Below are 22370 nucleotides of genomic sequence, written 5' to 3' on the forward strand. Positions count from 1 at the left end.
ATGAATCTCTTTCCCTTATTCGCCAATTTGAAACAGCGCGCGGTGCTGGTGATCGGCGGTGGAGAAATCGCCGAACGCAAAGTGCGTCTGGTACTGGCTGCCGGGGCCCAAGTGACGCTGGTCGCCCCCTATGTAGTGGACAGTCTGGAAGAGCTGGCCCGGCAAGGACGCATCACCCTGATTCGGGAGCGCTATCAGGCCCAGCATCTGCAAGGGGCCTGGCTGATTATTGCGGCTACGGACAAACGGGATGTGAACCAGGTCATCGCCCAGGATGCACAAGAGGCCCGCATCCTGGTCAATGTGGTGGATGATCCTGAGCTGTCCAGTTTCCAGGTGCCCGCCATTGTGGACCGCTCTCCGCTGATTATTGCCATATCCTCCGCCGGGTCGGCCCCCATGTTGGCACGGCGAGTACGGGAGCAATTGGAAACCATGTTGGACCACAGCTTGGGCGCGATTAGCCGCTTGGCGCAGGAGTACCGCAGTACCATCCGCCGCGCTCGCCCTGAGCTGGGTGCCCGTCGCCGGTTTTACGATTGGCTGCTGGATGGCCCGGTTGGCGCAGCACTACGCAGCCATCAAACAGAACAAGCCCGCCTAAGCCTGGAAAACGCGCTGCAACAGCCTGAATCGCCCCGTGCCACACAAGGTCGTGTGATTCTGGTGGGAGCCGGTCCGGGCGATCCTGGCCTGCTGACACTGCATGCGTTGCGCGCCCTGAACCGTGCCGATGTGATTCTGTACGACCGCCTGGTTTCCGACCAGGTCATGGAACTGGCCCGCCGTGATGCCCACCGTATTTTTGTCGGCAAGCAACTGGGCGAGGACCATCACCAGACTCAAAACCGCATTCATCAACTGATGATCGAACACGCTCGCGCAGGACAAACCGTGGTGCGTCTGAAAGGTGGCGATGGCTTTATTTTTGGCCGGGGCGGTGAAGAGCTGGAATATCTGGCTGAACACGGTGTCGCATTTGAGGTGGTGCCCGGCATCACTGCGGCTATCGCATGTGCAGCCTATAGCGGTATTCCCCTGACACACCGTGATCATGCCCAGTCCGTGCAGTTCGTGACAGCACATCGTAAAAGCGGTCACGGTATTGAGGACTGGAATCCGCTGCTGGATACCAGCCAGACGGTCGCCGTCTACATGGGCTTGCAACAAATTCTGGGCTTTAGCCATGAGCTGGTACAGCGTGGCCGTAGTGCCACTACGCCCTGCGCCTTGATTGAAAATGGCTCGCGCCCTGAACAGCGCACCTTGCTGTCCACACTGGAAAATATTGCCCAGGATGCACAACAACATCAGTTTGCCAGCCCCTGCATTTTGGTGATTGGCCAGGTCGCCACTTTGGGCACTACCTTGTCCTGGTATGGCGAGCTGATTGATCAGCTAAGTCCACGTGTAGCGATTACGCAGGACGCGGATAATACCTTGGTCGCTGCCTGAAGACAGTCATCAAGGCAGGGCTAGAGTCCCTGCTTTGCACGACACTCCAACCAGTACGGCAGTAGCGTCCTTAAATACTGCGTCAAGCTGAATCTAAAAAGGCCCTCAACATCTAATCATGTTGAGGGCCTTTTTTATCTTCTGCAGCTTCTGAAAAAGCCACTAAGCACAAGGTAAAACTGTCGGCGTCTATAAGAGCAAAATAGACAACGACAGGTGGCATGATGATTCTCTGTCACTTATTTTTCCCAAAGACAAAAAACAGCCACAGCTTGTCACCCGCCTGCCCCAAAAGGCTACTTATCTAACGCTGTCCAAAAGCCGCAAACAAGGCTCGCAAAGCACTATCCAGCAAGTAACCAATCAGGCCAATCAAAACAATCACCGCCATCAGTTCGGAATACGCCATGCGATCACGTGTATCCAGAATCAGGTAGCCCAAACCGGCTGATACGCCCAGCATTTCGCAAGGCACCAGCACAATCCACAAGACACCAATAGCCAGTCGGCTACCTGTCAGCACCGAGCCGACAATGCCGGGCAAAATCAGATACAGCAGTGTTTCCAGTTTGGTGGCTGCCAGACTACGGCCAAGCATCAACCAACGCGGATTCAAATGACGTACGCCCGAAGCGGTATTGAGCAAGACAGGCCAGACACCGGCTACACCCAGCAGAAAATAAATCGGCGCGTCCCCAATCCCGAAGGCCATGACGGCAATAGGCATCCAGGACAGGGGCGAAATCATGCGAAGGAACTGGAACAGGGGTGTCAATGCGGCATGAGCACGGGCAGACAAACCCAGTAGCAAACCGGCGGGCACGCCCACACCCAAAGAGATCGCCAACCCTACAAAGATGCGCTGCAAGCTGGCGCCTACGTGCATCCAGGTCTCTGACCAGCCCAGTATCTCCAGCAAGCTCTGAAACGCGGCGGCAGGCCCGAACTGTTGCATCAAAGGGCTGCTGGACCAGGCTGTAGCCAGATACCACAGCACGACTCCAGCCGACAGACCACCCAGACCCCACAGGGTGCTGGCAATCCAGCCATTCATTTTGGGACGTGGTAAAGACGCAGCCGATCGCGGATCGGACTGCGTCAATGGCGTCACGCTAGTAGAGGAAACAGACGCACTCAAGCTCATACAACAATGCTCTCGTTGCGGGTGTACTGCTCTGCCAGACCAAACTGCGCCAGACCACCCTGTTTTTCCAGAGCTGCACGTACAAAGCGGTCATCCACCAAATCACTGGCTACGTGTTGCGGGGACAAACCTTCCAGAAAACCACGCTCTCCCTGAATCAGGGTCCCTTGCAACATCTGCACCAAGGACTCGGTATAGCTGGGGAAAGGATAAGGCTGGAAATCGATACGTTGATCGTCCCAATCCGGGTGACGAATCACACCCGACTTCACGTATTGAGCACGATCTGCCGGATCTGGAGACAGCACTTTCAAGAGGTTCTCCTGGGTATGCGGGGTATAGCGATTTCCACCTTCACGCGACAGGATTTTGGCTGCCTCAGCACGGTTACTCCGTATCCAGATCTGCGCCTTGACCAGGCCATCCACAACAGCTTGTGACCACTGGGGACGTGTCTGCAAATCCTGCTCATGCATAAAGGCCACGCAACAGGCGTGATCGCGCCAGACATCGCCGGTAAAGCGCAGGATACGGCCCATGCCTTGCGTTTCAGCCAAGGCATTGAACGGTTCAGCTACGGTAAAACCGGCAATTCGCCCCGATGCCAAAGCGGGGGGCATATCAGCAGGTGCCATCACCACCAGATTGACCTCGTTGGGAGCCGGCGCACCGGAATTTTTCACCACCGGCGTCAGGCCATGCGCTTTGAGCACATGCTGCAAGACCACGTTATGGATGGAGTACCAGAAAGGAATGGCCACTGTCTGCCCACCTAACTGCTCGGCAGAGCTGATGCTCTGGGCCACAGTGATTGCAGAGCCGCTCATATGATTCCAGGCGACCACTTTTGCAGGCACTTTGCTGCCATAACGCGCCCACACCGTCATGGGCGAGAGCAAGTGCACCAGGTTGACCTGACCTGAAATAAAGGCCTCGATCAACTGGGCCCAACTACGCACCATCACAGGCTTTTCAACCGCAATGCCTGCTTCTTCAAAGTATCCATTGTGATGCGCTACCAGCATGGCGGTGGCATCGGTGATGGGCAAATAACCAATACGCAAGGGCGCATTCGACTCGCTTTGTGCACGGGCAGCCCCTTGGGCCAGCAAAGGTGCAGCGCCCGCAACGGTCAGCAGGGACGCCAGTTTCAGCAAGTCACGACGGGTACGGGACGTAGGAGATTCAATCATGAAGTGCACCTTACAAAACAGAAGCGTGAACCGCCTGGGAGAGGCTTTGCTCCAGGCTGGCCACAATTTCCAGGCGTATGGCCTGAAGCCAGTTGTCCAAATGAGATCGGGGATGTGCCGGGCAGCTCCACTCACGCTGCAAACCGGCAGGACGGCCACCTAAGAGCAGGACCCGATCGGCCAGCAAGAGGGCTTCATCAATGTCGTGTGTGACCAGCACAATGGCGCAGCCGGTCTGGTCGCGTATCGACAGAATCAGCTCCTGCATCTGACGACGGGTTACTTCGTCCAGCGCACCAAAAGGCTCATCCATCAACAAGACTTGTGGACGTCGAGCCAGACAACGCGCAATGGCGACACGCTGTGCCATACCGCCCGATAAGGCACCAGGACGCTGATGACGGCTTTCATATAGTCCAACCTGGCGCAGCGCCTGTTCAACTCGCAGGCGACGCTCAGCGGCGGATACGGTGGGTTGTCGCGCAAAGCCCAGGCCAAAGCCGGTATTGGCCTGCACATTCAGCCAGGGCAGGAGAATGGCCTCCTGGAACGCCATCGCCAAAGCAGGATGAACTCCACGTACGGCTTGCCCCAGGAAGGAAACTTCACCCAATGTGGGAGTCTGCAAACCGGCCAGGACTCGCAACAAGGAGGACTTGCCCACTCCACTAGGCCCCAGCAACGCCACGATCTCGCCTGCGCGTACGTTCAAGTCCAGGTTCTGCAAGATAGTCTGGCCACCATAGGCCAGACTGATGCCCTTCGCGGCTAAAAGCCCGACCCCTTCAGAATCAAGATGAGAGGGGGCGGTAAGACTCATGGCGCATCCTGCCCAAGTTCGGCCTTCAACTGCGCCACGGTGGGCGAAATCAAAGGCACCAGCATGGCTTCGCGATAGCGACGCAGCAGTTGGGGATGTTTACCTTGCATATAGGTCGCACCACCAATGGCAGAGCTTTCCAGAGCTACGGCTTGCGAGGCCAGACTGCTGAGCTCAATGCGGACCTTGAACAGATCCGGAGGGGTAGCCGAACCGGGTTTGCGTACGGCATCCACCAGCACATTCGAGAGTTCCTGCACGCGATCCAGCAAGCGGCGCGCGGGCTGTTCCTGCACCCACTGGCAGCGTGGCGCCTCCAGCACTTGCTTCAAAGAACGTCGTGCCAAACCCATCGTCATGCCGCATTGCAGCGCCATGAAACGGGGGCGCACCGCGCGTACGAAGTGGCCCGCCTCGGGATGCAGCAGACGCTCTTTGCCCAAACGCACGGCATTGAAGGTCAAGGCCGCGGTATTGCTGCCACGCAGCCCAACCAAATCCAGATCTTCCGAGCGCTCCAGACCTTGGTCACCCAACTCTGCTACCCAAATGCCTGCCTGCTGTTCAGGCATGGCGGCCACAATGGCCACCAGACATTTTCCAGGGCGCAGATTGGTAATCCAGGGCAAGCGACCTTGAAACTGCCACTGCCCTTGCTCGGGCTGTGCGCGCACTTGCAGCTCTTCAATGCCACCCAAAAACTTGATGGCATTAGACAGGCCCGTCGCACCGGCAATGCTGCCATCCAGCAAACCGGGCAAATAGCGCTCGCGCATAGCTGGGTCCTGCACATCGCGCAGGTATTCAATGAACGTACGCTGGCTCCACAGGACAAAGCCTGCCGTCAGGGAGTGCTCGGCCACCTCCACAATGGACTGAACCGCATCACCAAAGTCTGAAAAGTCCGCTTTCAAGCCCAGACTTAACAAACCATCCTGCGCCAGACGTGGCAGCAAGGCCTGCGACTGGGAGGCATCGCTATCCAGGCACAGAGCATGCTCTTCCAGCCACTGGGCCAGGCCGGGCGACAAAACAGGCTGTTCTGAGGCCAGCACAGCCCGCTCAGACTGCGTTAAGACGCTTCCCATGCGTAGGCCTCCAACTGGCTATTAAGCGGCGTACGGGCCAGATTATTGGCAAAGTTGCAGATAGTCGCCAAGCCAATACCGGTAATCACTTCCAGTGCCTGTTGATCGCCATAACCAGCCCCACGGAAATCCGCCAAAGCCTGGTCAGACACTTGACCACGGGTATCAATCACGGCGCGGCTGAACAAGGCCAAAGCCTGCAGGCGTTCGTCATTGATCTGGTCAAAGCCACGAGCACGCAAGGCGGCCAGGATTTCGGGGTCCAGCTTGGCTTTATTAGTCGCAATGGCCGTATGGCCTGCCACGCAGAAACGGCAACCATGAGTGGTCCCAGCCACCAGTTGCACCACCTCGCGCTCGATCAGCGACAGGCTGGCCGTAGCGTTCAAGGCGGACATATCCTGATAGGCTTGCAAGGCAACCGGGGCATTGGCCAAAATAGCCAGCAAATTGGACAAAAAGCCGCTACCACGCACCGCTTTTTCAAGGGCGGGTTTGACCGCGTCAGGAGCGGAGTCCACAGTATGCAAAGTTAGGCGGGTCATGATCGCGTCAATTCCTTAGTTAATCCGAGAAGGTTTTATTGTCGATCGACTGGTGCCTTATCTCCATGTGCGAACATAGCGGTATTCCTATTAAAAATATCCACGAAAAGAAATAAGCATATTTTCCACATGAGCGACTCTGCCTTTCCTGACGGCCATTGCGCCATCGACTCCAAGGACACGGGACACCCTGTGGAGGAATTGTTGTTGTCCGGGCTGGAGATCTCGGCCAGCCTGTTTCACTTGGGCCAATACTGCAATCAATGGGAAAGCAGCCTGCACGGGCATCAACGGGCAGGCTTTCATGTGGTCTTGCATGGACCATGCTGGCTGCATATTCAACATCAGGAAGCCCTGGCCCTGCAGGCAGGCGATGCGGTGTTCTTTTTAAGGGACGTACCCCATCGTTTAAGCTCATCACCCACACCACCCGACTGGAATGCGGCGATGCGCCGTCAAACCATGCAAAGCCTGGAGCCCAATGTGGCACACAGCACGGGGCTGCTCTGTGGCTTTCTGGATCTGGGCCGTGGCTTGAGTGAGCTGCTACTGGCAACCGTGCCAGATGTCTTGCTGATTGATGGCTCGCAGGCTGATGCCGATTCCGGGCGGCCGTTGCTGGATTTGATTCAGGCGGAAATGGGACGTCAGCCGCAGGCTAACTCCAGCTTGCTGGAAAAGCTGGTAGAGCTTTTATTGTTCTATACCTTGCGCCAGCAAATCGGCCAATCACCCGCAGAAGGCGCTCTGCCAGCGGGCCTGATTCATCTGGCCAGCGACCCTGCTTTCGGTGGTTTGATCGAACAACTGCTGCGCGAACCGGCCAAAGCGTGGTCGGTGGACGACATGGCCGCCTATCTGAACATGTCTCGCGCCGCCTTTCATCGTCGTTTTACCCTACTCTGCGGGATGGCTCCGGCCCAGGTGCTGCTGCAACTGCGCATGCAACTGGCCAAACGCCAACTGGAGCAGGGCCTGACCATGGAACAGATTGCCGAACGTATCGGCTATAGCTCGGCAGCCGCCTTTAGCGCCGCGTTCAGGCGTAGTGCCGGCGTCAGCCCGGCACAGTGGCGCAAGCAACAGCCATAGCAATACGTTTGCCCATAAAAAAACCCCCAAGCTGTAAACAGATTGGGGGTTTCTATCAGAGCCAAGCCTGAGCCTGGCATCTGGGCAAGCGTTTAGATCACGCGGGCTGCTTCGATCAGACGCACAACAGTCCAGGACTTGCTGCGGCTGATAGGACGGCCTTCGGTAATCTCAACGGTATCGCCTTCGTTGTACTGGTTGGTCTCGTCGTGCGCTTTGTATTTATTGGAGCGGACGATGATCTTGCCATACAAAGGATGTTTAACGCGGCGTTCAACCAGAACGACGACAGTTTTGTCCATCTTGTTGCTGACAACTTGACCAATCAGGGTACGTTGACGTTTTGCGGTAGTTTGAGTTTCGCTCATCTTACTTTCCTGCGGTCTCAGCCATGACGGTACGGACGCGAGCGATGTCGCGACGTACTTTGCCCAGTTGGCTGGTGTTGGAAAGCTGTTGAGTAGCACGCTGCATGCGCAGGTTAAATTGTGCTTTCAACAGGCTCTCGAGCTCTTTTTGGAGCTCGGCGGCATCTTTAGTACGGAGTTCGCTGGCTTTCATGACGTCTCCTTAAGCACCGATCTGACGCGTTACGAACGTCGTCGAGATAGGAAGCTTGGCAGCGGCCAGACGGAATGCTTCACGTGCCAGCTCTTCGCTAACACCTTCCATTTCGTACAGGACTTTGCCTGGTTGAATCTCAGCGACCCAGAACTCTGGATTACCTTTACCGTTACCCATACGAACTTCAGCAGGTTTCTGCGAAATTGGCTTATCGGGGAAGATACGGATCCAGATGCGGCCACCACGTTTGATGTGACGGTTAATTGCACGACGTGCTGCTTCGATCTGGCGAGCAGTCAGACGGCCACGGTCAGTGGCTTTCAGACCAAATTCGCCAAACGAAACTTGCGCACCGCGAGTTGCCAGACCGGTGTTACGGCCTTTGTGCTCTTTGCGGTACTTTCTGCGAGAAGGTTGCAGCATGTTTTATTCTCCTTCGGACGGAGCAGACGCCGCGTCTTTACGAGGACCGCGACCACGACCACCTGGACGGCGGTTTTCAGGACGGTCACCACGTGGACGACGTGGGCGGCGCTCTTCAGGGGCTACGGTGTCAACAGGCATTTCGCCGTTAGGCAGCATGTCGCCCTTGTAGACCCAGACCTTGATACCGATGATCCCGTACGTCGTGTGCGCTTCGGAAGTGCCGTAATCGATGTTAGCGCGCAGGGTGTGCAGAGGCACACGGCCTTCGCGGTACCATTCGGTACGAGCGATTTCGATGCCGTTCAAGCGACCCGAGCTCATGATCTTGATGCCTTGGGCACCCAGACGCATGGCGTTTTGCATGGAACGCTTCATCGCACGACGGAACATGATGCGCTTTTCCAATTGCTGAGCAATGGAGTCGGCGATCAGTTGAGCGTCGGTTTCAGGTTTGCGAATTTCTTCGATGTTAACGTGCACTGGCACGCCCAACAGACGCTGCAGGTCAGCCTTCAGGCTTTCGATGTCCTCGCCGCGCTTGCCGATCACTACACCAGGACGAGCCGAGTAAATAGTGATGCGAGCATTTTTGGCAGGACGCTCGATGACCACACGGCCAACCGAGGCGCTTTTCAGCTTGCGTTTCAGGTATTCGCGCACACGGATGTCGTCAGCCAACATCGTACCGAACTCAGCACCGTCAGCGTACCAACGCGAGCTCCAGTTACGGTTAACAGCCAGGCGGAACCCAATTGGGTGGATTTTCTGTCCCATTGTGACTCCTTAAGCGCCGACTTTGACCACAATGTGGCAAGTCTGCTTCTCAATACGGTTACCGCGGCCTTTGGCTCGTGCAGAAAAACGCTTCAACGACTGAGCCTTGTCCACGTAAATGGAGGTGACTTTCAGTTCGTCGATGTCGGCGCCGTCATTGTGCTCAGCGTTGGCAATAGCCGATTCCAGAGCTTTCTTGATGATGCCAGCGGCTTTCTTGGGAGTGAAAGTCAGCGTATTCAGAGCGTGAGCGACGGACTTGCCGCGGACCATGTCCGCAACCAGACGTGCTTTTTGCGCCGAAATATGGACTCCACGAATAATTGCTGTAGTTTCCATCACTTATCTCCGGGCCTTTTTGTCCGCAGCGTGACCCTTGAACGTACGGGTCAAAGCGAACTCGCCGAGCTTGTGGCCAACCATGTTCTCGTTGATGTAAACGGGAATGTGTTGACGGCCATTGTGAACGGCAATCGTCAGCCCAATGAACTCGGGCAGGATGGTAGAGCGGCGCGACCAGGTTTTGATTGGTCGCTTGTCGTTACCCACAACGGCTGCATCAACCTTTTTGATCAGGTGAGCATCAACGAATGGGCCTTTTTTGATCGAACGTGACATAGTGTTCGCCCCTTACTTGCGCTTACGGCGCGAAACAATCATGTTGTCTGTGCGCTTGTTACGACGGGTGCGGTAGCCCTTAGCAGGAGTACCCCATGGGCTGACTGGCTCACGGCCTTCACCCGTACGACCTTCACCACCACCGTGCGGGTGATCGACTGGGTTCATCGCCACACCGCGAACGGTTGGGCGAATACCACGCCAGCGAACAGCACCGGCTTTACCGATTTGACGCAGGCTGTGATCGTGGTTGCTAACTTCGCCAATCGTGGCGCGGCAGTCGATGTGAATGCGGCGAACTTCACCGGAACGCAGACGCACTTGAGCGTACGTGCCTTCACGAGCCAGCAACACAGCGGAACCACCAGCGGAACGAGCGATTTGAGCACCCTTACCAGGCAGCATCTCGATGCAGTGAATGGTTTGACCCACAGGAATGTTGCGGATAGGCAATGTGTTGCCGGAACGGATTGGAGCTTCCGCGCCAGAGAACACCGTTGCACCCACTTCCAGACCACGAGGGGCGATGATGTAACGACGCTCGCCGTCTGCGTAGCACACCAATGCGATGTGAGCGCTGCGGTTAGGGTCGTATTCCAGACGTTCTACTTTCGCAGGAATACCGTCCTTGTTGCGACGGAAGTCGACAATACGGTAGTGCTGCTTGTGACCGCCGCCACGGTGACGAACCGTGATGTGGCCGTTGTTGTTACGGCCAGCAGTACTGGATTTCTTTTCCAGCAAAGCCGCGTGAGGAGCGCCTTTGTGCAGTTCAGGGTGAACTACTTTGATCATGCCACGGCGACCTGGCGACGTTGGTTTTACTTTTACCAATGCCATATTAGTTCACCTCAGAAAAGTCGAGTTCCTGACCGGGCTTGAGCGAGACATATGCCTTGCGCACACTGCGGCGGCGACCCATGAAACGGCCAAAGCGCTTTTCTTTGCCCTTCTGATTGAGCACCTGCACCGACTCAACTTCTACTTTGAACAGCAGTTCAATAGCAGCTTTGATTTCAGGCTTGGTAGCATCAGGAGCGACGCGGAAAGCGATTTGCTGATTTTTTTCGGCAACGTACGTGGCTTTTTCAGTCACGACAGGTGCCAGAATGACTTGCAATAGACGTTCGGCGTTCATCCCAACATCTCCTCAAACTGAGCGACAGCCGCTTTGGTGACCAACACTTTTTTGTAGTGGATCAGGGACAGCGGGTCAGCGTAGCGTGGCTCAACCACAGCAACGTGAGGCAGGTTACGCGTAGCCAAGTACACGTTCTCGTCCAGCGCGTCGGTGATGATCAGCACGGATTCCAGGCCCAGGTCTTTCAGCTTGTTGGCTGCCAGACGGGTCTTGGGTGCTTCCAGAGTGAAGGAATCAACAACCAACAGACGCTCGTCACGGACCAACTGAGACAGAATCGCGCTGATACCGGCGCGGTACATCTTCTTGTTGACCTTGTGCGTGTAGTTTTCTTCACCGGTGTTGGGGAATGCACGACCGCCTCCACGCCACACGGGCGAGGATGTCATACCAGCACGAGCGCGGCCGGTGCCTTTTTGGCGCCATGGCTTCTTGGTGCTGTGGTTGACTTCGGCACGAGTCAATTGCTTGCTGTTACCGCTGCGAGCATTGGACTGGTATGCAACAACGATCTGGTGAACCAGGGCTTCGTTGAATTCACGACCGAAAACGGTTTCGTTGGCCTGCAATGTGGATGCAGCTTGGCCTTGTTCGTTCAGGAGCTTCAGTTCCATGGATTAGGCTCCTTTCACAGCAGGGCGCACAACGATATTGGCATTCTTGTGACCTGGGACAGCGCCCCGGACCAACAACAAGCCACGCTCGGCGTCGACGCGGATCACGTCAAGATTCTGAACCGTACGGGTAACGTCACCCATATGGCCCGACATTTTTTTACCTTTGAACACACGGCCTGGATCCTGGGCTTGACCAATGGAACCGGGTACGCGGTGCGAGCGCGAGTTACCGTGGCTGTTACGCTGGCCGCCAAAATTGTGGCGTTTGATGGTACCGGCAAAGCCTTTACCGATCGTGGTGCCTGTAACGTCAACCTTCTGACCCGCTTCGAAAATGCTTTCCACAGCAACTACGGAACCGGCGGAAAGCTCGGCGATAGCGGCGGGGTCGAGGCGGAATTCTTTCAGGATGCTGCCAGCTTCAACGCCAGCTTTTGCATAGTGCCCTGCCTGGGGCTTGGTAACGCGTGTTGCACGACGGGTGCCAAAGGCAACCTGTACAGCAGCGTAACCGTCAACTGCGGGCGTCTTGACCTGGGTGATGCGGTTGTTGGACACGTCCAGCACGGTCACAGGGATGGACTCGCCTTCCTCTGTAAACACACGGGTCATGCCAACTTTACGCCCAACAAGGCCCAGCCGCCACGCGGCAGGCGTAGGTGTCGAGTTCGACATCGTTTTCTCCATTCCCAACTACGATTGGTCGGGGCTAACTGAGAGTACACGCAATGATTTGCGCGACGACCATAGCCAAAACTTTTTGGCTAAGCTAGTAAATATAGCACGCGGCTGTAAAGCCAAGCAAGATTTACTGCAAAAATCTACCCTAAACTGCTTGATTGACAACAGTTTTTTCAGATTCGGAGGGCTTGGCTATAAAGACGAGATCAGAAAAATTGATCAAGACCTCAGTTTCTATTGATGCGCCTTATTCACAAAGCGGGCTACGTATTCGTTCACCGGCTCATCACGAATTTGGGCCGGAGTGCCGCTTTGTTCCACCCTGCCCTCGCGCAAAACCACAATGTGCTGACCCAGGCGCAATGCCTCATCAATATCGTGGGTAATAAAGATGATGGTTTTGTTCAGGCTGCTTTGCAGACGCAAAAGCTCATCCTGCATCTCGTAGCGAATCAAGGGGTCCAGAGCCGAGAAGGCCTCGTCCATCAGCAGAATATCGGCATCGACGGCCAAGGCTCTGGCCAAACCTACCCGTTGCTGCATTCCGCCTGACAACTCATCAGGGTAGTTATCGGCATAGTCCTGCAAGCCCACTCGCTCCAGCCATTGCCGAGCCTGCTCTCGGGCTTGTGAGCGCTTGTCACCTCGCACCTCCAGGCCAAAGGCGACATTCTCCACCACCGTCAAATGGGGCAGCAAACCAAAGGCCTGGAACACCATACTGATTCCAAAACGGCGAAACTGCCGCAAGCTGGCCATATCCAGTTGCAGTATGTCCTGTCCATCTACCAATACTTGCCCGGCGCTGGGATCAATCAGGCGATTGATATGGCGTACCAAGGTAGATTTGCCCGAACCGGATAGCCCCATCACGCAGGAGATCTGTTGCGCTGGGAAGCAGGCATTCACACCAGCCAGACCCACAATGCAATCCGTCTGCTTTTGCACGGCTTGCTTGTCGGCCCCCTGCTTTAGAAGCTCCACGGCTTCTGTGGCCCGATTACCAAAGACCTTATAAACATCGCGCAGCTCTATCTTGCAGGCCTGCTCAATGGTGACGTTGGAGTCTGTGTTCATGCTTGCCTCCTGACCTTGCGACGGTGACGCTGGGAGCGACCAAAGGACTGGGAAATCCGGTCAATCACAATGGCCAGGATCACAATCGCTACCCCCGCCTGCAAGCCACGCCCTATATCCAATGTCTGAATACCCGCCAATACATCCTCCCCCAAACCTTGGGCACCGATCATGGAAGCCACCACCACCATGGACAGAGCCATCATGGTGGTCTGATTGATACCCGCCATGATGCTGGGCCGAGCCAACGGCAACGTAACTTTAGTCAGCATTTGCCAACGCGTAACGCCATACGCCTGTGCGGCTTCCATGACGTGTTTATCTACTTGCCGTAATCCTAGGCTGGTCAAACGAATCAAGGGTGGCACCGCATAAACGACAGTCGCCAAAACGGCAGGCACCTTCCCCAAGCCAAACAGCATCAGCACCGGAATCAGGTAAACAAAGCTGGGCATGGTTTGCATCACATCCAGCACGGGCGTCAGTACTTTTCTAAGCAGGCGACTGCGGGCGCTAAAGATGCCGACCGGCACACCAATCAGGACTGAAAAAACAGTCGCTACCAACACCAAGGTGAAGGTTTGCATCAGCTTGTCCCACAAGCCCATTGCACCTATCAGATACAGGCCACCGACATAGAGCAGCACGGGGAAAAAGCGCCGTTGCCCCCACCAGGCGAGCAAACCAGTCAAAACCAGAATGGCCCACGCAGGCACCTGCTGCAAGACACGCTCTACGGGCAAAATAGCATGCGTCAGAATCCAGGCGCTGATCTGGCGAAAGCCAGTTCCCCAATCCTGCACAGCAACCAGCAATTGACGATTAACCCAATCTGCCGCTGACCACTCGGGGAAGAAGCGGGACTGCGCCGTAGCCACCGGTTTTGTTGCTTGGGGTTCCAAGGCTGCCTGCAAACGATCTGCCTGAGCCACTGGCATCCACTGACGCCATTGCTCGGTGTTCTCTTTCAGGAACTTCTGTACCTGCGTGCTGGCGTTCTGCCCGCCTTCCGTCATGCCCAAAATGATCTTGTTCATCTGCTCGGGCTCTAGCTGAATCTTCTCAAACAAAGCCACCAGCTCGGGATGGGACTCTACAAAAGGGGTGGAAGCCGCTACGCCGATATGCGCCAGGATAAAGTCCGTCGGGCAAATCGCGCCCTTGCCTGACACAGCGGCCTCCCAGCAGCTTTCATTGAAAGGCGCGCTGGCCAGTTTCTTGAAGGAGTACTTGGCCATCAGGCCTGCAGGCTGCCAGTAGTAAAACAGAATGGGTTCACGTCTGTCGTAGGCAGCGCTGATAGCCGCATCCAGAGCCGCACCCGTACCAGGCCGGAAATTTTGATAATGCTCGCCCAGACCATAGAGATCAAACAGGCGGCTATTGAAGGTCTCACACACCCAGCCAGAGGGGCAATTATAAAAGCGGCCCTTGTCAGGCTGCTCGGGATCACTAAAGACCGTGGCGTAGCGTCCCAAATCTTCCACTTTCTGCAGGTCGGGGGCTACTGGCTTGATACCCTTTTCCGGGTCGCCATCGACCACATAGTCCGGGACGTACCAGCCCTGCTCGGCTCCACCCTTCAACGTATTGCCAATCACCTGCACCTGACCGGCTTTAATGGCCTTCTCGATAATCTCGGTCCGCCCGGACCAGATCTCGCCAATCACTTGGATATCGTTTTGTGCCAGTGCACTTTCCAGAGCCGCTGAAGAACCCGGGACACGCTCGGTTTTGCAGCCGTAGGCCTTCTCCAGAATCTGCTGATAGAGCTCAGTGCTAAACGCGGCGCTTTCCCAGCTCAGGTCTGCCAGTCGTATGGGTTTATCTGGCTGACACGCTTGTGCCGATGCATTGCCCCCCCACAGGCACAGCCACAAAACCAGGAAGCACCATAGGCCCAGGAACGGCGTTCGTCTCCGATTTATCATTCTTGTCCTCCTTCACCTTGCCCATCGTCGCATTTGTTGCCAACGCAAAGTGTGTCCGGTCGTAAGAGAATGGACGAAAAAAAACGCCATGCTTTTGCATGGCGTTTCTTTCGATGTATCTCGAACAGCTAAGCAGAAATTACTGCAGAGCGATTTCGACGTCTACACCGGCTGGCAAATCCAGACGCATCAGAGCGTCGACGGTCTTGTCTGTAGGATCGACAATGTCCATCAAGCGCTGGTGGGTACGCATTTCAAACTGATCGCGCGATGTCTTGTTGACGTGCGGCGAACGCAGAATGTCGTAGCGACGGATACGTGTTGGCAGTGGTACTGGACCACGAACAACAGCGCCAGTGCGCTTGGCGGTTTCTACGATCTCAGCAGCAGACTGATCGATCAACTTGTAATCGTAAGCCTTCAGACGGATGCGGATTTTCTGGTTTTTCATGGGTAATCCTAAAGAACGATATAAGTGGGGGCTTTTTATCACTGGCATCCGGGATTCCGAATGATTCAGGGTAAAAAATCCCCTTTTTGGGGGTAGCAAACCAAAACTGCAGCGCGAAGGTTTGACCCTTCACGCTGCAGGCAAGGCTTATTACTTCAAGATTTTTGCAACCACGCCAGCGCCAACGGTACGGCCGCCTTCGCGAATAGCGAAGCGCAGACCTTCTTCCATGGCGATAGGAGCGATCAGGGACACTTTCATCGAAATGTTGTCGCCTGGCAGAACCATTTCTTTGTCTTCTGGCAGTTCGATCGTGCCGGTCACGTCAGTCGTACGGAAGTAGAACTGAGGACGGTAGCCCTTGAAGAAAGGAGTGTGACGACCACCTTCTTCTTTGGACAGAATGTACACTTCGGCGTCGAAGTCGGTGTGTGGCTTGATCGAACCGGGCTTGGCCAGAACTTGACCACGTTCCACGTCTTCACGCTTGGTACCACGCAGCAGCAGACCGACGTTATCGCCAGCTTCGCCTTGGTCCAGCAGTTTGCGGAACATTTCAACGCCGGTACAAATGGTCTTGACCGTGTCTTTGATACCCACGATTTCGATTTCTTCGCCGACTTTAACGATGCCGCGCTCAATACGACCGGTCACAACCGTACCACGGCCGGAGATCGAGAACACGTCTTCAACAGGCATCAAGAAGGTACCGTCAACGGCACGCTCAGGCGTAGGAATGTAGCTGTCCAGCGCTTCGGCCAGAGCCAGAACGGCTTGGCTGCCCAGTGGGCCTTCGTCGCCTTCCAGAGCCAGTTTGGCCGAACCCTTGATGATTGGGGTGTCGTCGCCTGGGAAGTCGTACTTGGACAACAGCTCGCGAACTTCCATTTCAACCAGTTCGATCAGCTCTTCGTCATCCACCATGTCGGCCTTGTTCAGGAACACGATGATGTAAGGAACGCCAACCTGACGGCTCAGCAAGATGTGCTCACGAGTCTGGGGCATTGGACCGTCAGCGGCCGAGCACACCAGGATCGCGCCGTCCATCTGAGCGGCACCAGTAATCATGTTTTTAACGTAGTCAGCGTGACCGGGGCAGTCAACGTGAGCGTAGTGACGGTTAGGCGTCTCGTACTCAACGTGCGACGTGCTGATGGTGATACCACGTGCTTTTTCTTCAGGGGCGTTATCGATCTGCGAGTAATCGCGCGCTTCGCCGCCGTATGCCTTGGACAGAACCGTGCAGATTGCAGCGGTCAGAGTGGTTTTACCGTGGTCAACGTGACCGATAGTACCGACGTTGACGTGCGGTTTAGTCCGTTCAAACTTACCTTTTGCCATGATTTATCCCAATTATGTTTTACAGGAAAACAAAAAAATTGTTGAGCAGCCCGCCATAGGGCGGGCTGGTATTGCTATTACTTACCGCGAGCGCTGATCACTTCTTCAGCTACGTTCTTTGGAGCTTCAGCATATTGCTTGAATTCCATTGTGTACGTAGCGCGACCTTGTGTTTGCGAACGCAGGCTGGTCGAGTAGCCGAACATTTCAGCCAAAGGAACTTCAGCCTTGATGACCTTGCCACCACCGACCATATCGTCCATACCCTGAACCATACCGCGACGGGACGACAAGTCACCCATCACTGTACCGGCGTAATCCTCAGGTGTTTCGACTTCTACAGCCATGGTCGGCTCCAGCAGAACTGGGGCAGCCTTACGCATACCGTCCTTGAAGGCCATCGAAGCAGCCATACGGAAGGCGTTTTCGTTCGAGTCTACATCGTGGTACGAACCGAAGAACAGCGTTGCTTTGACATCCACCACTGGGTAACCCGCAACCACACCGGCGTGCAGTGTTTCGCGAATCCCTTTTTCAACGGCTGGAATGTATTCGCGAGGAACCACACCGCCCTTGATGGCGTCGACAAACTGGAAGCCACCACCTGGCTCCAGGGGCTCGAGCTTGAGCACCACGTGACCGTACTGACCACGACCACCGGACTGTTTGACGAATTTACCTTCGATTTCGTCGCAAGTCTTGCGGATGGTTTCGCGGTAAGCCACTTGTGGTTTACCCACGTTGGCTTCTACGCCGAATTCACGGCGCATGCGGTCAACCAGAACTTCCAGGTGCAACTCGCCCATACCGGAAATAATGGTCTGGCCGGATTCTTCGTCGCTGCTGACGCGGAAAGAAGGATCTTCCTGAGCCAGACGGGACAAGGCCACGCCCATTTTTTCTTGGTCGGACTTGGTTTTTGGTTCCACAGCCTGCGAAATCACGGGCTCTGGGAACTCCATGCGTTCCAGAATGATATGCTGACCGGCGTCACACAGGGTTTCACCTGTCGTTACGTCTTTCAGACCCACCACGGAAGCGATGTCACCAGCAACCAGTTCTTTCAGTTCGGCACGGTTGTTCGCGTGCATCTGCAAAATACGGCCGATACGCTCTTTCTTGCCCTTGATAGGGTTGTAGACGGTATCGCCCGAACGCAGAACGCCCGAGTAAACGCGCACGAAAGTCAATTGACCAACAAAGGGGTCAGTCATCAGCTTGAACGCCAGAGCGGACATTGGCTCTTCGTCGTTGGCTTTACGATGAATGACTTCACCGTCATCGTCCGTACCTTCGACAGGTGGAATATCCACTGGCGATGGCAGGTAGTCGATCACGGCGTCCAGCATGCGCTGTACACCCTTGTTCTTGAACGCGGTACCGCACAGCATTGGCTGAATTTCGCAGGCAATGGTACGTGTACGCAGACCCAGGTTGATGTCCTCTTCGGAGAGGTCACCGTTTTCCAGGTACTTGTTCATCAGGTCTTCGCTGGCTTCAGCAGCCGACTCGATCATCTTTTCGCGCCATTCTTCGGCCGAAGCTTGCAGCTCGGCTGGAATGTCGGTGTATTCAAACTTCACACCGTTGCTTTCTTGATCCCAGATGATCGCTTTCATCTTGATCAGGTCAACCACACCCTGGAAGTTGTCTTCAGCGCCGATCGGGATAACGACAGGCACAGGATGGGCTTTCAGACGCAGCTTGAGCTGGTCGTAGACCTTGAAGAAGTTAGCGCCAGTACGGTCCATCTTGTTGATGAAAGCCAGACGAGGCACGCCGTACTTGTTGGCTTGACGCCATACGGTTTCGGACTGAGGCTGAACACCACCCACCGCGCAGTAAACCATGCAAGCGCCGTCAAGCACGCGCATGGAACGCTCAACTTCAATAGTGAAGTCAACGTGGCCGGGGGTATCAATGATGTTGATACGGTGTTCGGGGTAATTGCCCGCCATACCACGCCAGAAAGCGGTGGTAGCAGCCGAGGTAATGGTGATCCCGCGCTCTTGCTCTTGCTCCATCCAGTCCATGGTGGCCGAACCTTCGTGGGTTTCGCCCAGCTTGTGGTTCACACCGGTGTAGAACAGGATGCGCTCGGTAGTGGTCGTCTTCCCGGCGTCGATGTGAGCCGAGATACCGATATTGCGGTAGCGCTGAATGGGGGTTTTGCGGGCCATGATTATATGTCCTCAGATTACCAACGGAAATGGCTGAATGCTTTGTTGGCATCGGCCATCTTGTGCGTGTCTTCACGCTTTTTCATTGCACCGCCACGGCCTTCAGCCGCATCGGACAATTCGCCGGCCAGGCGCAAGTCCATCGATTTTTCGCCGCGCTTTTTAGCAGCTTCGCGCATCCAGCGCATGGCCAGAGCCAGACGACGGACAGGGCGCACTTCGACAGGAACCTGGTAGTTAGCACCACCAACACGGCGGCTCTTAACTTCAACAACAGGTTTTACATTATTGATGGCAGCATTAAACACTTCGAGCGGATCTTTGCCGGTTTTCTGCGCAATTTGTTCCAGCGCGCCATAAACAATACGTTCGGCAACAGCTTTCTTGCCGGACAGCATGACCACGTTCATGAATTTGGCCAGCTCAACGCTGCCAAATTTTGGGTCAGGTAGGATTTCACGTTTGGGTACTTCGCGACGGCGAGGCATGTTTAACTTCCTTGTGACTATTCAGTTGAACCGCTTTTTGCGGTCTCGGCCATTCATGACAAATGACCACTTACCTACCATGGCACTAGGCCACGGTTGCACGGATCCAGATCAGTGAACTGATCGATGGATACATGGATTACTTGGGACGCTTGGCGCCGTATTTGGAGCGGGACTGTTTACGGTCCTTGACGCCTTGCAGGTCAAGTGCACCGCGAACGATGTGGTAACGAACACCAGGCAAATCCTTGACACGACCACCGCGGACGAGAACGACCGAGTGCTCTTGCAGGTTGTGGCCTTCACCACCGATGTAAGAAATGACTTCGAAGCCGTTGGTCAGACGCACTTTGGCGACTTTACGCAGAGCGGAGTTAGGCTTCTTAGGGGTCGTGGTGTATACACGGGTGCAAACACCGCGGCGCTGTGGGCAGTTCTCGAGCGCTGGGCTCTTGCTGCTAACGCGGCTGACTTCGCGCGGTTTACGCACGAGCTGGCTAATGGTTGGCATGACCTTTACGTATCCTATAACGTACTTTACGTACTGGTTGACGTATGTGTTTTGAAAAACGCCGTCCAGTTGGCAGGTTTTGAAACCCTGTACCGGAAGCGGCATTGCGCAATACCACTCCCCATAAAACACGAAAAAGAGCGGTCTTGCACATGGCTTGGGCTTGATTTCAGGCACTAAAAAAGTGCCCGCAGCCCTGAAAATCCGGGCTGCTATCAAATTACTGCAAGGTGTACCGGCAAAGGATCCTTAAAGTAAGCTCTAAAATTTACCACAGTAAACCCTTATAGGTCAACGATTTGGAGACCGATTCGCCACTTTCCCGTTGTCACGGCACACGCATGGAAGCACTTGGTCACTCGCTATCTACATATCGTTATACTGCAGGGCTATTGCACTTCTGCGACAAGGACCATACCCATGATCATCGCTTCCCTGGAAGACGACCTCGTCCAGGCAGAACTGATTGCCCGGATTCTGAGCGAAGCCGGCTATGAGTGTCGCTCCTTCCATCAAGGAAAGGATCTGCTGGCCGCCTTGGCCAAGCCACATGATTTCGGTTTATTGCTGCTGGACTGGGAACTGCCGGATGTCAGTGGCCTGGATGTGTTGCGTTGGGTTCGCACCACACTGGGTCATGCCCTGCCCGTTCTATTCCTGACCAGCCGTACCCAGGAAGAGGATCTGGTCACCGGTCTGCAGGCCGGAGCCGACGACTATATTAATAAGCCTGTCCGCAAGGGAGAGCTGGTTGCGCGCGTTAACGCGGCTGCCCGGCGCATTAATCTAAGTACCTCAACAACCCAGGACAACCGCTTCTCGTTTGCGGGCTACGATATTTTTCCTGAACAGGGCCATATTGTGCTGGGCGGCGAAACGGTCACCCTCGCACCCAAAGAGTTTGAACTGGCCCTTTTGCTGTTTCGCAACCCCGGTCGCCTGTTCTCGCGCGATGTCTTGAGCTCTGCAGTCTGGAACCGGGAAATTCCTGCCACCTCCCGTACGCTGGATACTCACCTGTCCAACATACGCCGTAAACTCCAGTTGCGACCCGAGAACGGGGTGCGCCTGACAGCGTCCTACGCTCTGGGCTATCGCCTTGAACTTTTGACCGACCCTAGCTGAATTTCTATGATTACTTTGCGTATCGCCGCGCCCCTTGTCTGCGGCCTGATTTGGGGTGGCGTCGTCTCAGCCCAACCCTCCGGCGCCCGCGGCGAGAACTTCGTCTACAAAGTGCTGGCCGGCGACACCTTGCTGGGCATTTCCCAGACCTACACCCGCCAGGACCGCAACTGGTCCGAAATCCAGCAACTGAATGCCGTGGCCGATCCGTATCGTCTACCTATTGGCAAAGAGCTGCACATTCCGTTTCGCATGATCCCGGAAGTGGCCGCCCCCGCCCGCATTACCCACCAGACCGGTCAGATTTTGGTTAATGGCCAGACTTTGGGCGCAGGCACAACCCATCTGCAAGAAGGCGATTTGATTCGCACCGGCAGCAATGGCTACCTGACCCTGGAATTGCAAGACGGCAGCCAGCTTAGCGTTCCCGCCCAGGCTTCCCTGAGCGTGACCCGCATGCGTGCTTTTGAAGGCACAGGCCTGACCGACTCGATCATCGCGCTGGACGATGGCGATGTGGAATCGCGCGTTTCCCCAGAGAAAACCGGCGTCGGCCGCTTTGAAGTGCGCACGCCCGTCAGCATTACTGGCGTACGAGGCACCGAATTACGTGTACGTACCCAGCAAGGTATGGCGCACAGCGAAGTGCTGGAAGGTCGCGCAGAACTGGGTACCCAACAACGCAGCACTCCCACTGCCCTGAAGCAGAACCAGGGTGCTGCAGTGGGTACAGACGGTAATATCCTGGCACTGGAACCCCTGCTGCCCGCCCCCGAAATTTCCACACCCGAGCGTCGCGGCGGTCAATGGAACAGCACCATTCAGGCAGTACCGGGTGCTCAGGCCTATCTGGTCCAGACCTCCACCGACCCCCAGGGTGCCAAACTGCTGTCCCGCGACATTACGACGGATACCGATATTCAATTCGGCGCCTCGCGTCCCGGCACCTATTACGTCACCGTGCGGGCGATCGACCGTCACGGCCTGATGGGCCCGGACACGGTGGAAAGCTTTGAAGGCGCAGCCAGCCTGACCAGCTCGGACGGCCAAGCCGTGGTCAGCAACTTTGGCGACCCCATCCTGCTGTCCCAGTTCTAAAACCTGAACG

General features: G+C 55.7%; 26 protein-coding genes and 1 pseudogene. 4 read left to right on the forward strand and 23 right to left on the reverse strand.

Annotated features, from left to right (window positions below):
* On the forward strand, nucleotides 1–1455 hold the full coding sequence (gene cysG, locus JYG33_RS13030; RefSeq protein WP_207872624.1) for a siroheme synthase CysG: 1455 nt from the start codon (nucleotides 1–3) through the stop codon (nucleotides 1453–1455).
* Between the two features lie 304 nt (nucleotides 1456–1759).
* On the opposite strand, the gene JYG33_RS13035 is transcribed toward cysG, so the two are convergent.
* The 5 genes from JYG33_RS13035 to JYG33_RS13055 all read right to left on the reverse strand — a co-directional run bounded on the left by JYG33_RS13035 (nucleotide 1760) and on the right by JYG33_RS13055 (nucleotide 6245).
* Nucleotides 1760–2509: an ABC transporter permease gene (locus JYG33_RS13035; RefSeq protein ID WP_207875857.1), complete on the reverse strand. Its 750-nt coding sequence runs from the start codon at nucleotides 2507–2509 to the stop codon at nucleotides 1760–1762.
* Nucleotides 2510–2595: 86 nt separating this feature from the next.
* A complete protein-coding gene (locus JYG33_RS13040) occupies nucleotides 2596–3792 on the reverse strand; it encodes an ABC transporter substrate-binding protein (protein WP_207872625.1) in 1197 nt (398 codons plus the stop codon).
* A gap of 10 nt (nucleotides 3793–3802) precedes the next feature.
* Entirely contained in the window at nucleotides 3803–4612 is an 810-nt protein-coding gene (locus JYG33_RS13045; RefSeq protein WP_207872626.1) for an ABC transporter ATP-binding protein, read from the reverse strand.
* Nucleotides 4609–5700 (reverse strand): acyl-CoA dehydrogenase family protein, encoded by a 1092-nt coding sequence (locus tag JYG33_RS13050; protein ID WP_207872627.1) that lies wholly within the window; start codon nucleotides 5698–5700, stop codon nucleotides 4609–4611. Before JYG33_RS13050 ends, JYG33_RS13045 begins: the two co-directional genes overlap by 4 nt.
* Nucleotides 5685–6245: a carboxymuconolactone decarboxylase family protein gene (locus JYG33_RS13055; RefSeq protein ID WP_207872628.1), complete on the reverse strand. Its 561-nt coding sequence runs from the start codon at nucleotides 6243–6245 to the stop codon at nucleotides 5685–5687. The genes JYG33_RS13050 and JYG33_RS13055 overlap by 16 nt, the downstream gene beginning before the upstream one ends.
* 129 nt (nucleotides 6246–6374) lie before the next feature.
* On the opposite strand from JYG33_RS13055, the gene JYG33_RS13060 reads away from it, so the two are divergent.
* Nucleotides 6375–7337, forward strand: a complete 963-nt coding sequence (locus tag JYG33_RS13060; RefSeq protein WP_207872629.1) for an AraC family transcriptional regulator — start codon at nucleotides 6375–6377, stop codon at nucleotides 7335–7337.
* Nucleotides 7338–7429: 92 nt separating this feature from the next.
* Here the strand turns inward: JYG33_RS13060 and rpsQ are convergent, their stop codons facing one another.
* From rpsQ to rpsL, 18 genes and pseudogenes are all read right to left on the reverse strand, one after another.
* Nucleotides 7430–7705 carry a 30S ribosomal protein S17 gene (rpsQ, locus tag JYG33_RS13065; RefSeq protein WP_009462428.1) on the reverse strand — a complete coding sequence of 92 codons (276 nt, stop codon included), beginning with the start codon at nucleotides 7703–7705 and terminating at the stop codon, nucleotides 7430–7432.
* A 1-nt stretch (nucleotide 7706) separates the two neighbouring features.
* Nucleotides 7707–7898 (reverse strand): 50S ribosomal protein L29, encoded by a 192-nt coding sequence (rpmC, locus tag JYG33_RS13070; RefSeq protein ID WP_003803032.1) that lies wholly within the window; start codon nucleotides 7896–7898, stop codon nucleotides 7707–7709.
* Between the two features lie 9 nt (nucleotides 7899–7907).
* Complete coding sequence (rplP, locus tag JYG33_RS13075) at nucleotides 7908–8324, reverse strand: 50S ribosomal protein L16 (RefSeq protein WP_003803033.1); 417 nt, start codon at nucleotides 8322–8324, stop codon at nucleotides 7908–7910.
* 3 nt (nucleotides 8325–8327) lie between these two features.
* Entirely contained in the window at nucleotides 8328–9101 is a 774-nt protein-coding gene (gene rpsC, locus JYG33_RS13080; RefSeq protein ID WP_207872630.1) for a 30S ribosomal protein S3, read from the reverse strand.
* Between the two features lie 9 nt (nucleotides 9102–9110).
* The gene (gene rplV / locus JYG33_RS13085; protein ID WP_009462426.1) at nucleotides 9111–9440 is read right to left on the reverse strand and encodes a 50S ribosomal protein L22; all 330 of its coding nucleotides are present in this window, start codon (nucleotides 9438–9440) and stop codon (nucleotides 9111–9113) included.
* Nucleotides 9441–9443: 3 nt separating this feature from the next.
* Entirely contained in the window at nucleotides 9444–9719 is a 276-nt protein-coding gene (rpsS, locus tag JYG33_RS13090) for a 30S ribosomal protein S19 (RefSeq protein WP_003803039.1), read from the reverse strand.
* Nucleotides 9720–9731: 12 nt separating this feature from the next.
* Nucleotides 9732–10559, reverse strand: coding sequence for a 50S ribosomal protein L2 (rplB, locus tag JYG33_RS13095; protein WP_207872631.1), 828 nt, complete (start codon nucleotides 10557–10559; stop codon nucleotides 9732–9734).
* A 1-nt stretch (nucleotide 10560) separates the two neighbouring features.
* Nucleotides 10561–10857, reverse strand: coding sequence for a 50S ribosomal protein L23 (rplW, locus tag JYG33_RS13100; RefSeq protein WP_003803043.1), 297 nt, complete (start codon nucleotides 10855–10857; stop codon nucleotides 10561–10563).
* Nucleotides 10854–11474, reverse strand: coding sequence for a 50S ribosomal protein L4 (rplD, locus tag JYG33_RS13105; RefSeq protein WP_094198176.1), 621 nt, complete (start codon nucleotides 11472–11474; stop codon nucleotides 10854–10856). Before rplD ends, rplW begins: the two co-directional genes overlap by 4 nt.
* 3 nt (nucleotides 11475–11477) lie before the next feature.
* Nucleotides 11478–12152, reverse strand: coding sequence for a 50S ribosomal protein L3 (gene rplC, locus JYG33_RS13110; RefSeq protein ID WP_003803046.1), 675 nt, complete (start codon nucleotides 12150–12152; stop codon nucleotides 11478–11480).
* A gap of 240 nt (nucleotides 12153–12392) precedes the next feature.
* Nucleotides 12393–13235, reverse strand: coding sequence for an ATP-binding cassette domain-containing protein (locus JYG33_RS13115; protein WP_207872632.1), 843 nt, complete (start codon nucleotides 13233–13235; stop codon nucleotides 12393–12395).
* Nucleotides 13232–14050, reverse strand: coding sequence for a proline/glycine betaine ABC transporter permease (locus tag JYG33_RS18760; RefSeq protein ID WP_347708953.1), 819 nt, complete (start codon nucleotides 14048–14050; stop codon nucleotides 13232–13234). Before JYG33_RS18760 ends, JYG33_RS13115 begins: the two co-directional genes overlap by 4 nt.
* Nucleotides 14051–14257: 207 nt before the next feature.
* Nucleotides 14258–15166: pseudogene (locus JYG33_RS18765) on the reverse strand (glycine betaine ABC transporter substrate-binding protein); the annotation flags it as partial.
* A gap of 139 nt (nucleotides 15167–15305) precedes the next feature.
* A complete protein-coding gene (gene rpsJ / locus JYG33_RS13125; protein ID WP_003803053.1) occupies nucleotides 15306–15617 on the reverse strand; it encodes a 30S ribosomal protein S10 in 312 nt (103 codons plus the stop codon).
* 150 nt (nucleotides 15618–15767) lie between these two features.
* Complete coding sequence (tuf, locus tag JYG33_RS13130) at nucleotides 15768–16958, reverse strand: elongation factor Tu (protein WP_207872634.1); 1191 nt, start codon at nucleotides 16956–16958, stop codon at nucleotides 15768–15770.
* A 77-nt stretch (nucleotides 16959–17035) separates the two neighbouring features.
* On the reverse strand, nucleotides 17036–19138 hold the full coding sequence (fusA, locus tag JYG33_RS13135; protein WP_207872635.1) for an elongation factor G: 2103 nt from the start codon (nucleotides 19136–19138) through the stop codon (nucleotides 17036–17038).
* 17 nt (nucleotides 19139–19155) lie between these two features.
* On the reverse strand, nucleotides 19156–19626 hold the full coding sequence (gene rpsG, locus JYG33_RS13140; RefSeq protein WP_035269562.1) for a 30S ribosomal protein S7: 471 nt from the start codon (nucleotides 19624–19626) through the stop codon (nucleotides 19156–19158).
* A 139-nt stretch (nucleotides 19627–19765) separates the two neighbouring features.
* Nucleotides 19766–20137, reverse strand: a complete 372-nt coding sequence (rpsL, locus tag JYG33_RS13145; protein ID WP_042489490.1) for a 30S ribosomal protein S12 — start codon at nucleotides 20135–20137, stop codon at nucleotides 19766–19768.
* A gap of 420 nt (nucleotides 20138–20557) precedes the next feature.
* Here rpsL and JYG33_RS13150 point away from each other — a divergent pair, with 420 nt between their 5' ends.
* Nucleotides 20558–21262: a response regulator transcription factor gene (locus JYG33_RS13150; RefSeq protein ID WP_207872636.1), complete on the forward strand. Its 705-nt coding sequence runs from the start codon at nucleotides 20558–20560 to the stop codon at nucleotides 21260–21262.
* 6 nt (nucleotides 21263–21268) lie between these two features.
* Nucleotides 21269–22360, forward strand: a complete 1092-nt coding sequence (locus JYG33_RS13155; protein WP_207872637.1) for a FecR domain-containing protein — start codon at nucleotides 21269–21271, stop codon at nucleotides 22358–22360.
* Nucleotides 22361–22370 lie beyond the last annotated feature (10 nt).

This window comes from Alcaligenes sp. SORT26 (assembly GCF_017377875.1).
Classification (GTDB): Bacteria; Pseudomonadota; Gammaproteobacteria; order Burkholderiales; family Burkholderiaceae_B; genus Alcaligenes; species Alcaligenes parafaecalis.

Coding starts and splice junctions, on each gene's coding strand:
- rpsC (WP_207872630.1), bottom strand. CDS start 9,101: ATGGGACAGAAAATCCACCCAATTGGGTTCCGCCTGGCTGTTAACCGT.
- JYG33_RS13050 (WP_207872627.1), bottom strand. CDS start 5,700: ATGGGAAGCGTCTTAACGCAGTCTGAGCGGGCTGTGCTGGCCTCAGAA.
- rplW (WP_003803043.1), bottom strand. CDS start 10,857: ATGAACGCCGAACGTCTATTGCAAGTCATTCTGGCACCTGTCGTGACT.
- rplV (WP_009462426.1), bottom strand. CDS start 9,440: ATGGAAACTACAGCAATTATTCGTGGAGTCCATATTTCGGCGCAAAAA.
- rpsG (WP_035269562.1), bottom strand. CDS start 19,626: ATGCCTCGCCGTCGCGAAGTACCCAAACGTGAAATCCTACCTGACCCA.
- rpsQ (WP_009462428.1), bottom strand. CDS start 7,705: ATGAGCGAAACTCAAACTACCGCAAAACGTCAACGTACCCTGATTGGT.
- JYG33_RS13155 (WP_207872637.1), top strand. CDS start 21,269: ATGATTACTTTGCGTATCGCCGCGCCCCTTGTCTGCGGCCTGATTTGG.
- rpsJ (WP_003803053.1), bottom strand. CDS start 15,617: ATGAAAAACCAGAAAATCCGCATCCGTCTGAAGGCTTACGATTACAAG.
- cysG (WP_207872624.1), top strand. CDS start 1: ATGAATCTCTTTCCCTTATTCGCCAATTTGAAACAGCGCGCGGTGCTG.
- tuf (WP_207872634.1), bottom strand. CDS start 16,958: ATGGCAAAAGGTAAGTTTGAACGGACTAAACCGCACGTCAACGTCGGT.
- rpsL (WP_042489490.1), bottom strand. CDS start 20,137: ATGCCAACCATTAGCCAGCTCGTGCGTAAACCGCGCGAAGTCAGCCGC.
- rplP (WP_003803033.1), bottom strand. CDS start 8,324: ATGCTGCAACCTTCTCGCAGAAAGTACCGCAAAGAGCACAAAGGCCGT.
- rpmC (WP_003803032.1), bottom strand. CDS start 7,898: ATGAAAGCCAGCGAACTCCGTACTAAAGATGCCGCCGAGCTCCAAAAA.
- JYG33_RS13115 (WP_207872632.1), bottom strand. CDS start 13,235: ATGAACACAGACTCCAACGTCACCATTGAGCAGGCCTGCAAGATAGAG.
- JYG33_RS13035 (WP_207875857.1), bottom strand. CDS start 2,509: ATGAATGGCTGGATTGCCAGCACCCTGTGGGGTCTGGGTGGTCTGTCG.
- JYG33_RS13060 (WP_207872629.1), top strand. CDS start 6,375: ATGAGCGACTCTGCCTTTCCTGACGGCCATTGCGCCATCGACTCCAAG.
- JYG33_RS13055 (WP_207872628.1), bottom strand. CDS start 6,245: ATGACCCGCCTAACTTTGCATACTGTGGACTCCGCTCCTGACGCGGTC.
- JYG33_RS13045 (WP_207872626.1), bottom strand. CDS start 4,612: ATGAGTCTTACCGCCCCCTCTCATCTTGATTCTGAAGGGGTCGGGCTT.
- rplB (WP_207872631.1), bottom strand. CDS start 10,559: ATGGCATTGGTAAAAGTAAAACCAACGTCGCCAGGTCGCCGTGGCATG.
- rplD (WP_094198176.1), bottom strand. CDS start 11,474: ATGGAACTGAAGCTCCTGAACGAACAAGGCCAAGCTGCATCCACATTG.
- JYG33_RS13040 (WP_207872625.1), bottom strand. CDS start 3,792: ATGATTGAATCTCCTACGTCCCGTACCCGTCGTGACTTGCTGAAACTG.
- rplC (WP_003803046.1), bottom strand. CDS start 12,152: ATGTCGAACTCGACACCTACGCCTGCCGCGTGGCGGCTGGGCCTTGTT.
- JYG33_RS13150 (WP_207872636.1), top strand. CDS start 20,558: ATGATCATCGCTTCCCTGGAAGACGACCTCGTCCAGGCAGAACTGATT.
- rpsS (WP_003803039.1), bottom strand. CDS start 9,719: ATGTCACGTTCGATCAAAAAAGGCCCATTCGTTGATGCTCACCTGATC.
- fusA (WP_207872635.1), bottom strand. CDS start 19,138: ATGGCCCGCAAAACCCCCATTCAGCGCTACCGCAATATCGGTATCTCG.